Source organism: Plantactinospora sp. CA-290183 (assembly GCF_050936375.1).
Classification (GTDB): Bacteria; Actinomycetota; Actinomycetes; order Mycobacteriales; family Micromonosporaceae; genus Plantactinospora.
The window spans coordinates 164,886-176,529 of record NZ_JBNJMX010000006.1 but is presented as its reverse complement, the minus strand read 5'-3'; the positions used below and the strand labels follow the sequence as shown (position 1 = coordinate 176,529).

At 73.8% G+C, this 11,644-nt stretch carries 7 protein-coding genes; 2 read left to right on the top strand and 5 right to left on the bottom strand.

Going from position 1 to position 11,644, the window contains the following annotated elements; genetic code table 11:
- Positions 1 to 46 precede the first annotated feature (46 nt).
- The 4 genes from ACQEUR_RS14205 to ACQEUR_RS14190 form a co-directional block, all read right to left on the bottom strand.
- Entirely contained in the window at positions 47 to 337 is a 291-nt protein-coding gene (locus ACQEUR_RS14205) for a mersacidin/lichenicidin family type 2 lantibiotic (RefSeq protein WP_433030312.1), read from the bottom strand.
- Positions 338 to 366: 29 nt separating this feature from the next.
- Entirely contained in the window at positions 367 to 2,562 is a 2,196-nt protein-coding gene (locus tag ACQEUR_RS14200) for a peptidase domain-containing ABC transporter (protein WP_433030310.1), read from the bottom strand.
- A complete protein-coding gene (locus tag ACQEUR_RS14195) occupies positions 2,559 to 3,083 on the bottom strand; it encodes a hypothetical protein (RefSeq protein WP_433030308.1) in 525 nt (174 codons plus the stop codon). Before ACQEUR_RS14195 ends, ACQEUR_RS14200 begins: the two co-directional genes overlap by 4 nt.
- Positions 3,084 to 3,195: 112 nt before the next feature.
- Positions 3,196 to 5,691, bottom strand: coding sequence for a M14 family zinc carboxypeptidase (locus ACQEUR_RS14190; protein ID WP_433030306.1), 2,496 nt, complete (start codon positions 5,689 to 5,691; stop codon positions 3,196 to 3,198).
- 171 nt (positions 5,692 to 5,862) lie between these two features.
- On the opposite strand from ACQEUR_RS14190, the gene ACQEUR_RS14185 reads away from it, so the two are divergent.
- A complete protein-coding gene (locus ACQEUR_RS14185; protein ID WP_433030304.1) occupies positions 5,863 to 9,129 on the top strand; it encodes a type 2 lanthipeptide synthetase LanM family protein in 3,267 nt (1,088 codons plus the stop codon).
- An 81-nt stretch (positions 9,130 to 9,210) separates the two neighbouring features.
- A complete protein-coding gene (locus ACQEUR_RS14180) occupies positions 9,211 to 9,465 on the top strand; it encodes a mersacidin/lichenicidin family type 2 lantibiotic (RefSeq protein WP_433030302.1) in 255 nt (84 codons plus the stop codon).
- 159 nt (positions 9,466 to 9,624) lie between these two features.
- On the opposite strand, the gene ACQEUR_RS14175 is transcribed toward ACQEUR_RS14180, so the two are convergent.
- A complete protein-coding gene (locus ACQEUR_RS14175; RefSeq protein WP_433030300.1) occupies positions 9,625 to 11,622 on the bottom strand; it encodes a BTAD domain-containing putative transcriptional regulator in 1,998 nt (665 codons plus the stop codon).
- Positions 11,623 to 11,644 lie beyond the last annotated feature (22 nt).

Here is an 11,644-nt window from a genome sequence, read left to right as displayed (position 1 = left end):
GGGGCGGGTGCCACCGGCGGCGAGTGCCGCCGGTGGCACCCGGTTATCAGCACATAGCGCCGATCATGTCGGCCGCCCGGCGGGTGGTCACCGTGCAGCACCACACCGTGTCGCCGCAGGTGCCCTGGCAGGCCTCGGTCTCCGTCCTGGTGAAACCGCCGCAGCAGCCCAACGTCCCGGCGAACTCGGTGCGGCCGCCCACCGCGTGCCGCAGGACGGCGTCGGGCAGCTCCACGCTGCCGGACGGGTGCTCCGGCAGCGCCGTGAGCTCACCGGCGCTGAGGCTCATCCGGTAGTCGTCGTCCCGCCACGCCCGGATGATGTCTCGATTGTCCACTTCTGACCTCCAGTCGGTTCGTTTCCCAGTCACGGTTGTGAAGGGGCCTGTTCGAGCTGGTTGCGCACCAGGGCCGCGTACGCCCCCTGCCGTGCCAGCAGCTCGTCGTGGGTGCCGCGCTCGACGACACGGCCGCGGTCCAGTACGACGATCAGATCGGCGTTCCGGATGGTGCTGAGCCGGTGCGCGACGATCACCCGCGTGCAGGACAGCTCGGAGAGGACGTCGTCGACCGCCCGCTCGGTGACCACGTCGAGATGGCTGGTGGCCTCGTCCAGCACCAACAGCGCGGGATCGCGCACCAGCGCCCGGGCCAGGGAGAGCCGCTGGCGCTGTCCACCGGAGAACCCGCTGCCGCCCTCGGCGACGGGCGTGTGGTAGCCCATCGGCGTCGCCATGATCTCGTCGTGGATCTGCGCCTTACGGGCCGCCGCGATTACCGCCGCCATCGGCACGGCCGGGTCGCCGAAGGCGATGTTGTCCCGGACCGAGGCGGCGAAGAAGCCCGGATCCTGCACCACCACCCCGCACTGTCCGCGCAGCGCCCGCAGGTCGAGGCCGGTGAGGTCACGTCCGTCGTGCAGCACCGTCCCCTCGGTGGGGCGGTACAGGCCAAGGATGAGTTTCGCCAGCGTGCTCTTGCCCGAGCCGGTCCGCCCCACCAGCGCCACCTTGGCTCCGGCCGGGACCACCAGGTCGACACCGTCGGTGGCGAGCGCCTCGGTGCCCCCGTACCGGAACGAGACGCCGCGCAGCTCGACCCGGCCGCGCAGATCGATCCGGTGCAGCGGCGCCGACCGGTCCTGCTCGACCTGCTCGTCCAGCACGTCGCGGATCCGTTCGAGGTGCGAACCGACGAGCTGGAGCTGCCGGGTCGCGGTTGCCAGCTGGCCGAGCGGGGCGAGCAGGGCGCCGGCCAGCGAGTTGAGCGCCAGCATGGTGCCGAGCCCGAGGGTGCCGGCGAGCACCTGGTGGGTGCCGAACCAGAGCAGGACCAGGGGCGTCCCGATCTTGATGACGTTGAAGGCCGACTCGAAGCCGCTGTCCGCGATCCGCCGGCGTTGCGCCGCGGCGAGCTGCCGATGCATCAGCCCGGACCAGCGGTCGTAGACGCGCTCCTCGGCGCCGGCGGCCTTCACCGTTTCGATGCCCTGCAACGCCTCCACCAGGTAGGACTGCTCCTCCGCCTGGGTGAGCACGTCCCGGGCGACCAGGTCGCGCATCCACCGGAAGCTGGCCAGGATCGTGGCGAACTGCAGGCTGCCCAGGGCCAGCACCAACAGCCCGTAGGAGGGCATGGTCAGGACCAGGACGACCGCGTAGACCCCGATGAACATGCCGTCCACGATCACGGACAACGTCTGTCCGGTGATCACCTCGCGGACCACCGAGTTGCTGGACAGCCGCATGGTCAGGTCGCCCGTGGCCCGGCTCTGGAAGTACCGGTACGGCAGGTCGAGCAGGTGCCCGAAGAACCGCCGCATGAGGCCGGCGTCCACCTGCGTGTGCAGGCGGACGAGCAGAACGCTGCGCGCGAAGCCGGCCAGCACGTTCGTGGCCAGCAGCAGCACCAGGCCGAGCCCGAACATGGCCATCAGGTCGACCTGCTGGTGCGCGACCACGGTGTCGACGGTGAACTTGAGGGCGAGTGCGGGCAGCAGCACCAGCAACTGCAGCAGGAGCGAGACCGCGATCACCCGGGCGAGCAGGCGCCGGGACGCGCCGAGGAACGCCGCGGCGAACCGGACCGCGCTGCCGGCCGCCCGGGAACGGCGACGCTGGAAGTCCTCGCCGGGCTGCAGTTCGAGCGCGATCCCGGTGAAGGCGCGGGAGAACTCCGCCTCGGTCAGCACGCGTCGCCCGTGTCCCGGATCGACGATCCGGTACCGGCCCGGGCGCCACCCCTCCAGCACCACGTAGTGGCTGAAGTTCCAGTGCAGGATGGCGGGCAGGGCCAGCTCGCTCAGTGCGGGCAGATCCAGCGAGAAGGCCCGTACCCGCAGCCCCTCCCGCCGCGCCAGCTGCGCGATCTGCTCCGCGCTGGACCCGTCCCGGCCGACGTCGAGCTGTTCGCGGCAGGCACTCACCGTGGTGTCTCGGCCGTGCGCGCTCAGGACCATGGCCAGGCACGCGGCCCCGCACTCGGTGGTGGTCATCTGGTTGCGCACCGGCACCCGGGGGCCGCGGTGGGACCGCCGCGGGCCGAACAGTCCGCCCCGGTTCATTCCCGGCCGTCCCAGAGGCCGACCGCGAGCGCCACCAGCGAGCGTTCGCCCAGCCTGATCCGGGCCGACGCCGGCAGGCCCGCTTGGACGCCCGCCGGCGCGGGGTCCAGCCGTAACCGTACCGCCAGCGACGGAACCGGTACGCCCTCCGGCAGGCCGGCGGCGGCCCGGGCGGACTCGCTCTCCAACCGGTCGACCGAGGTGACCGAACCGGCCAGGGTATGGCCGTGGGTGCCCCGCACCGAGGCCGGCGCACCGGTCCCCGGCACCGGCCCGGCGGGATCCAGCAGGGCCACCGCCGTCTGCTGGTCGCCGGTCACCACCGTCGCCTCGGCGAACTCCGGTACGGCGAACGAGACGGCGAAGGCGATGTCGGCGGCCAGCACCCCGATCAGCACGACGGTCGGCCAGCGCGGCGCCCACGCCTCGGGAGGTCTCGCCTCCGCCTCGTCGTCGGAGCGCAGCGCCTCCACCCGGAACAGCGAACGGGGCATCCCGGAAGGTGACTTCCCGGCGACCATCACAGCTCCTCTCCGGCCGGTCGGGACCACCGCCGACCCGGTTGCCTCGACGCTAGGAGTGGCTGGTGGTGGCCGGGTGCAACACCGATGGCAACTGACTCGCCCACCGGCCTCACTCCGTCACCAGCGCGGCCGGCACCACGCCGGCGCGGGCCAGCAGCGCCGGCAGGACCTGCACGGCCGGGTCCGGGCCATGGTCCCGGCGGGCCGGGCCGAGCAGCTCGAACGTGGTGGCCGCGGCGCCGCAGCGACGGCGCCGGTGACCGATGCCCTGGGCGGCCAGGACCGCCGCCACCGCCGCCGCCTCGCCGTCGGCGACCGTCACCCGGTACCGGGCGGCCGAGGCCGGCAGCTCCGCGACGGCCCGCCGGGCGGCCCGCCGCGCCGCCGCGCTCGGCTCGGCCGGCCGGGACGCCAGCCCCGCACCGCGAATGCCGTCCAGCAGCACCTTCGCCATGGCGTCGCCGAGGCCACGGAAATCGGGCTCGCCGGCGAAGAGCAGCACGTCGCCGTCGCCGCAGGGTTCGAGGGTCAGCGCCGCCGAGCCGGCGAGTTGCTCGGCGCCGAGCTGGAAACCGGAGACGAACCACCGCGCCGAGCCGGCGTCCGGGAAGGAGAGTGCCACGTGGCCGGGGTCGGCCGGGTACAGCACCGGTTCGCGCTGGCAGAAGTGCCAGATGCTGCCGTGGACACTGGCCAGCAGCCCTCCGGCGGCGGCCTGGACCCGGATCAGCACGCCGGCCGCCTCGTACCCGGGCGGCGCCTGCCGCACCCCGGAGATCCCGAGCAGGACGGCGAGTCGGGTCGCCGCCCGCCAGCCGATGAACCGGCCCCCGGCGCGTACCCAGTCCACGAGTGCCGCCCGCCCGGCCTCCCCGAGGTTCTGGTGGCAGAAGTCTGCCTCCCCGTCCGGCACCAGGAGCACATCCACCTCGCGGAGCCGCTCCGGTGTGACGACGAACGGGGTGAACCCCTGGAACGGCAGCCGCCAGGTCTGCTCGATCCGGAACCGCAGCCACGCCAGGGAGCCGTCGATCGGCCAGAGCGGTGAGGACATCCGCAGGATTCCCACCCGGAGCGCGCCGTCCGGCGGCCGAGACGGCGGCGCCGGCAGCACCGGACAGGGCTCCGCGTCCAGCCGCAGGTCCAGGGCGGAGGCGCCGCCGGCGAGGTTGGCGAACAGCGGCAGGCTCCAGCAGGTGACGTCGGAGAACGTCGGCCCCTCGGCATGGCTGACGTCGCTGAGCAGGGCCTGCACCCAGTGCTTGCCGGCCTGCGCCAGCGGTATCCAGTAGCTGCCCCGGTCGAGCACCGCCGGGCCGGCGACCGTGCCGCCGAACGGACGCAGGTCCGGCACGTGGTGTGGCCGGGACAGCCGGTACACCCGGACCCCGGCGAGCTGCAGCCGGTGGACGAGCCGGTGCAGGTCGGGTTCGGTGGCCGGCGTGGGGGGCGCGAGGAAATAGTTCCGCACCCGGACGCCGGGCACCCCCTGCACGACGCCGTCCCGGCCCTGCCGGACCGCCTCGCGGTGCGCGTGGTGCCAGGTGCCCAGCGTCTCGACCCGGCGGGCGGCCACCGCGGCGACGACCGCCCAGGCGGCCTCCCGGTGCTCGGCCACTCGGTCGGCGAGCGCGCTGGCGTGACCCTTCTCCAGGGTGATGCCGGCGCCGAGTCCACGGAGCGCGGTGGCGGTGTCGGCCATGCCCGGGTGGTACAGGTCGAACTCGGCACCGGTGACGAAGTCGAACCCGAGCGCCCGGAACCGCTCGGCCATCGCGGGCCCGTAGACGTCGTCGATCGACCGGCGGACCGCCGCCGGTACCTCGGGATGGATGGGCTCGCGGTAGGGCGGGAAGAAGTAGCCGTCCCCCTCCATCTCGTGCAGGTCGAGCAGGGTCACCGGGGGATACTCGCCGAGCAGGGCGAGCTTGCCCGGTGTCTCGGCCTGGGTGGCCGCGAACCAGTCCCGGTTGAGGTCGAAGCCGTAGTAGTTGCCCCGCTCACCCTGGTCGTGACCGTCCGGGTTCTGCACCGGCACGACCACCAGCAGCAGGGCATCCAGCAGGGCCGTCGCCTCGGCGTCGGAGCGGTCCGCGAGTTCGTACATGATCCGGAGCACCGCGTTGGTGCCGCTGCGCTCGGTGCCGTGCACCCCGGCCGCCAGCCAGACGACCGCGGGGCAGACGTGTGCCGCGGCGGCCACCCGGGCGGCCGGGGCGGACGGGTCCCGGAGCAGGGCGAGCAGGTCGCGGATCCGCGCCAGGGCATCCCCGGTGAGCCGGTCCGGCCGGCCGACGAGGGCGTACGGGATGGACTGGCCCGACCAGGACGTGCCGAGGCTCGAACCCATGACCCGGGGACTCACCGCGGCCACCGCCTCGACGTACCGGCCGGCCTCCGCCGCGGTGATCTCCCGGTCGGCGAAATCAACGCCGAGCACGTCCGAGAGGGTCGGCACCTCGCCCCGGAACACCGGCTCCCGGGCGGCGGCCTCCGCGGATGCGGCGGGCACCAGAAAATAGCCGGCCACCCCGGCGGCCAGTCCTTTGACAACGGTGCGTCTGGTGGGTGTGAAAGAGGCCGCTTCACTGTCAGGGCGCGTCATCGCCGAACGGTAGGCGCGACGTACGGAATGCGTCAATGAAGCGACAACCATTTGCCATCGGATATGTATCGGTATTGCAGTGAGGATGAATAGTGTTTCATCCGGATGATTGGCGCCGGTCTCCGGCGTGGCCGCAGCGAGATTCTTGGGGTAACGATGAAAAGTGCTTCGGTGGCCGTGGACGCGCTCGACCCGGCGTGGTTCCTCGCCTGTGGACTGCGGGACCGGCAGCGAGCCGGCCGGCCGGTCGCGGACGACACCGCGCGCGGCCGCACCCGGCTGGCGATGTGGCGGGAGGAGCCGGCCTTCGCGCCGGGTCGGCAGCCGTGGGAGGACTACCTCAGCCGGCTCGGCCTGGACGCGGCGGAGTTGGAGCACCTGCTGGCCGAGTCACCCGCGTCGGTGCGCGACCGGCACGGTGTCGTCCCGGACTACCTGCCGGCCCTGGAAAGGGCGTTTCGGGAGGTACCGCTGGCCGGTCTGCACCTGCCCGGCGCGGACCAGGCGCAGGGGGCCTTCGCGGTGCTGGCGGCGCCGCTGATCCACGAGGCGGTCCGCCGGCTGCGGACCCGGGTCGACCGGGCCGTCGGGAACCATCCGTCACCGCACATCGACGCCGCGCTGCTGACCCGGGCCGCCTGCGCTCCACCGCTGGGCCAGATCGTGCAGCTCGTCTCGCGCACCGCGGTGCTCGAACTCAACATCCTCCGGATGCGCAACGGACTCTCCGGCGAGTCCCCACAGGAGCGGTTCGCCGACTTCGTGCGCCGGCTTGGCGACCCGGACCAGGCCCTGGCCCTCCTTCGGGAGTACCCGGTCCTCGCCCGGGACCTGGTCCGGCGCCTGGACGACTGGGTGGAGGTCCGCGCCGAGTTCGTCGAGCGGCTGGTCGCCGACGTGGCCGCACTCGTCGCCCGGCTGGCCGACCCGGCCGGGCTGGGCCCGGTCACCGAGCTGGTCTTCGGGGCCGGCGACACCCACCGGGGCGGTCGCTCCGTCGCGCTGGTCGGCTTCGCCCGCGGCGACCGGGTGGTCTACAAGCCGCGGTCCCTGCGGGTGGACGCACGTTTCCAGCGGTTGCTGGACTGGCTCAACGTCCGGGGCGACCATCCGCGCCTGCGTACGCTCTGGATCCTGGAACGGCCGGACTACGGCTGGATGGAGTACGCGGTGGCCCGGCCCTGCGCCGACCGGGCCGAACTCAGCCGCTTCTACCGGCGGCAGGGTGCGTACCTGGCCCTGCTCCAGATGTTGAACGCGACGGACTTCCACCTGGAGAACGTCATCGCCGCGGGGGAAGATCCGGTGCTGGTCGACCTGGAGGCGCTGTTCAACCCCTGGCAGCACGACGTGGCCCCGGTCGAGGGGGTGCCGGAGGCGGCCATCCGGGCGATGCGGCAGTCCGTGCTCGGCGTCGGGCTGCTGCCCAACCCCACCGTGTGGACCGAGGACGGCGGCGGCATCTCCGACCTGAGCGGGCTCAGCGGGGCCGGCGGCCAGCTCAGCCCGACGGCGGTCGCGCTGTGGCGGGACGCCGGCACCGACGCGATGAGCGTCGGGCGGGGCCGCGTCGAGCTGTCCGGGGCGGAGAACCTGCCGTCGCTGCGCGGGGAACCGGTGGACGCGTTGGAGTTCCGGTCCGAGCTTGTCGACGGGTACCGGCGCACCTACCAGGTCCTGGCGCGGCACCGCGACGAACTGCTCGCGGCCGGCGGTCCGCTGGACGCCTTCGCCGGCGCCGAGATCCGGGTGATCATCCGGCCGACCCGCAACTACCTGGCGATGATGCTGGAGTCCTACCACCCCGACCTGCTCCGCGACGCGCTCGACCGGGAGCGCTTCTACAGCAACCTCTGGGCCGCCCACCGGGACCTGCCCGGCCGGGAGGAGTTGATCGCGGCCGAGGCCCGGCAGGTGGAGCGGGGAGACGTGCCTTACTTCTCGACCACGGTGGACGGCGTGCACGTGCGTACCGGCGACGGTCTCACGGTTCCCGATGTCCTGCCCCGGGCCGGCCTGGAACTGGTCACCGAGCGAATCCGCGCGTTGGACGAGGCGGACCTGGCCCGGCAGCTCTGGTTCGTCGAGGGTTCCCTGGCCGCGCTCGAACTCGGCGTCGCCGAGTACGCCGCCCCCGCCGCTCCGGCGACCGCCGGCCCGCCGGCGCCGGCGGCCACCGCCGACGACTTCCTGGCCGCGGCGAGCCGGATCGGGGACCGGCTCCTTGAGATCGCCGTCACCGAGGGCGACGAGATCTGCTGGTTCGGGCTCACCATGCTCCAGGAGCGGGTGTGGAAGCTACTACCGGCCGGCCTGGACCTGTTCAACGGGCTGCCCGGGATCGCGCTCTTCCTCGGCCGGCTGGCCGAGGCGACCGGCGAGGCCCGGTACCGGCGGGCCGCCGAGCGGGCCGCCGGCGTGGTGGCCGGGCAGGTGGGCGCGCTGGGCCGCGCCGACGTCGCCGGACCCGAGGGTGGGCAACTCGGCGTGCTCGGCGACCTCGGCGGCATCGTCTACGCCCTCAGCCACCTCGGCGCCATCTGGCGGCGGACCGACCTGCTCGACGCGGCTGGCCGGCTGGTGCCGGTGATGGACGCGCCGCGGGAACCGGCGACCGCGACCGACGTGACCAGCGGTGCCGCGGGCGGCATCCTCGCGCTGCTCTCGCTGGCCGCGGTCGCGCCGGACAGCGGCGCACTGGAGGCCGCCGACCGGCTGGCGGGTCGGCTCGTCCGCCGGGCGATCCCGGCCGGCGGCGGACTGGGCTGGCCGACCCTGGGAGACGAGCTGCCGCTCGCCGGTTTCTCGCACGGCGCGGCCGGGATCGCCGTCGCGCTGGCCCGGCTGGACCGGGCCACGGCGAGTGTCCGGCACCGTGAGACCGTCCGGGCGGCGCTGCGCTTCGAGAACACCCTCTTCGACCCGGCACTGGGCAACTGGCGCGACGAGCGCCCGTTCGTGCCGGCGGAGGAGAACATGGTCGCGTGGTGCCACGGTGCCGGCGGTGTCGGGCTGGCCCGGGCCGACCTGCTGGACTACCTGCCGGAGGCCGGCACGCGGCGGGACCTGGCGACCGCGGTCGACGCGGTGCGGCGTACCGGGATCACCGGGCACTCCGGCGCCGGCCTCGGCAACCACTCGTCCTGCCACGGGGATCTCGGCAACGTCGAGACACTGCTCGTCGCGGCCTGCCGGACCGGCGACGCCGGCCTGTTCGCCCGGGCCCGTCGGGCCGGATCGTCCGTGCTCGCGGACCTGACCTCGTCCGGGGTCCGGTGCGGCGTTCCGAAGGGGCTGGAAACGCCGGGACTGTTTCCCGGTCTGGCGGGAGTGGGTTACGGACTGCTCCGGCTCGCCGCACCGGAGCGAATTCCGTCCCTCCTTCTGTTCGAGGACCCGCACGGCGGCGAAAAGAGCATTCCATGCGCTGACCATTGAATCGCCATCCCGCCCGAATAGCGTGGGAAATGCGAGGGCCGACCGGCCCCGGATCCATTTTTATGCACCAGGAGGACGGGCATGGACATCATCAAGGCGTGGCGGGACCCGGTTTACCGGGCGTCGCTCACCGACGAGCAGCGTGCCGGGCTGCCCGCTCACCCGGCCGGCGCGATCGAGCTCACCGACGCGGATCTCGACGTCACCGGCGGGGCCGCCGGCACGGCCAGCACGAGCCTGCCCTGCGGGATCACCTGGGCGGCCGGCTGCTTCACCCTGAACAGCACCTTCTGCAACGGCACCTGCGCGGCGAACACCGCGGGCTGCTGCGGCTGACCCACGCCGCCGTGCCCCGGGCTCGGAGGGTCGGCGCGGCCGACTCCTCCGGGCCCGTCCGCGTGCGGCCGCCGTGCCGCCACCGGGCGGCGCATCCCAGCTCTACGGAGCGCCGGGACGACCGTCCGGCACGGCCGCACTTCCCCAGGGGACAGCGCGCTACGCCTCGGCGGCCACCTCCGGTAGCGCGTCGAACGCCGCGCGGGCGTACTCGGCCCAGGCACGGGTGCGGGAGGATCCGGGGGCCGCCCCGGTGTGGCGCTGCTCCAGCTCGGCCGGGTAGCCGCCGGTGCGGTGGCAGGAGAGGTGATAGGCGGCAGCCCGGCGAACCACGGTCGGCTCCAGGTCGTCCGCGTCGGTCGGCGGGACCGTCTCCCGCAGCGCCTCGCGGAGCAGCCCGTGCAGCCGGTACAGGCCGGGTACGACCGGGGTCAGCAGACTGGCCTCGGCGAGCAACTCCAGCTCGGTCGAGGCGGCCGGCTCGGCACCGCCGACGGCCGCCGCGGCGACCCCGCTGTCCACCTCGGTGGTCGGCAGCAGCGCCACCGCCCGCAGCAGGCACAACTGCCGCGGGGTGAGCCGGTTGAACGAGGTACGCAGCACCGCATCCACCCGTCGCCGGCCGACCCGCAGTTCGGCGAGCCGGCCCGCGTTCGGATTTAGGCGCGGGACGACCGCCGCGATCCGCCAGCAGAGCCGCTCGTTGAGCCGGTCGGCCAGCACCCTGATCGCCAGGGGCAGGCCCTCGCAGCGTGCCACCGCCGCCGCGGCCGCGTCGGGTTCCGCCGCCACCCGTGCCTCCCCGACGATCGAGGTGAACAGTTCCTCGGCCGGTCGCCGCGCCAACGGGCCCAGCGGCAGGGTGCGGTCGGGCTCCAACCCGGCCATCCGGTGTCGGCTGGTCACCAGGACGTGACAGTCGGGGCTCGCCGTCAACAGCGGAGCGACCTGCTCGGAGTCGAGCACGTCATCGAGGAGCAGCACGGCCCGCCGCTGGCTGATCTCGGCCCGCCAGCGGGTCAGCCGGGCCGCCGGGCCGTCCGGGATGTCCGACTCGGCCACCCCCAGCCCCCGGAGCAGGTGCAGGGCCGCGTCCGCCGGGGTCAGCGGATCACCCTCCCGCGCGTGGCCGCGCAGGTCGAGGTAGAGCTGGGCGTCCGGGTACCGGATGGCGAGCATCCGCGCGGCACGCAGCCCGAGCGTCGTCTTGCCGACCCCGGGCATCCCGGTGATGACCTGCAGCCGGGCCACATCGTCGGGCACGGCCGTGGCGTCCCGCGCGACGAGAAGGGTCAGTTCGGCCTCCCGCCCGACCAACCTCCCCCCGATGCGGGGCAGGTCGCACTGGGCGGTCCGGGTCGGCGGCCGTGCCTGTGGCTCGGCCGCGGCCGGCCGGGCCGGTCGGAGGGCGGGATCGTCGCGCAGGATCGCCTGGTGCAGAGACCGGACGGCGTCGCCCGGCTCGATGCCCAACTGCTCCACGAGGGCGATCCGCAGGCACTGGTACGCCTCCAGCGCCTCCGCCTGGCGGCCCGACCGGTGCAGCGCAATCATGTACAGCCCGGTCAGGTGTTCCCGATGGGGGTGGCGACGGGTCAGCCGCTGCAGCTCCGGCACCGCACCGGCGTGCTGCCCGAACTCCAACTCCATGCCGATCCGCTGCTCCAGCACGGCCAGCCGGCGCTCGGCGAGGAACCGTCGCTGCGCGTCGGCGAACGGACCGGGCAGCCCGGCCAACGGCTCGCCCGACCAGGTGCCCAGCGCCTCGCCGAGCATGGTGGCGGCGCGCCGCAGGTTGCCCGCCGCGCGTTCCTCCTCGGCCAGGCCGACGGCCCGTTCGAAGGCGACGGAGTCGAGGTGGACGCCGGTGGAACGGAGCAGGTAGCCGTGCCGGGAACTCTCGATCAGTCGTGGGCCGTCCGCGCCCAGCATCCGCCGCAGCCGGTAGACGTAGGACGGGACGAGCTGCCGCCCGCTCGCCGGTGGCGTGCCGCCCCAGACGGCTTCGACGATCTCCGCCGGGGTGACCACCTGGTCCCGGGCGAAGAGCAGGACGGCCAGGACGGCCTGCTGGCGCAGCGGGCCCAGGTTGACCTCCCGGCCACCGGTCGTGCAGCGCAGTGGACCCTGTACGAAAAAACGCGTTCCATCGGCCATCGACAGTCTCCCTAGTACGGGA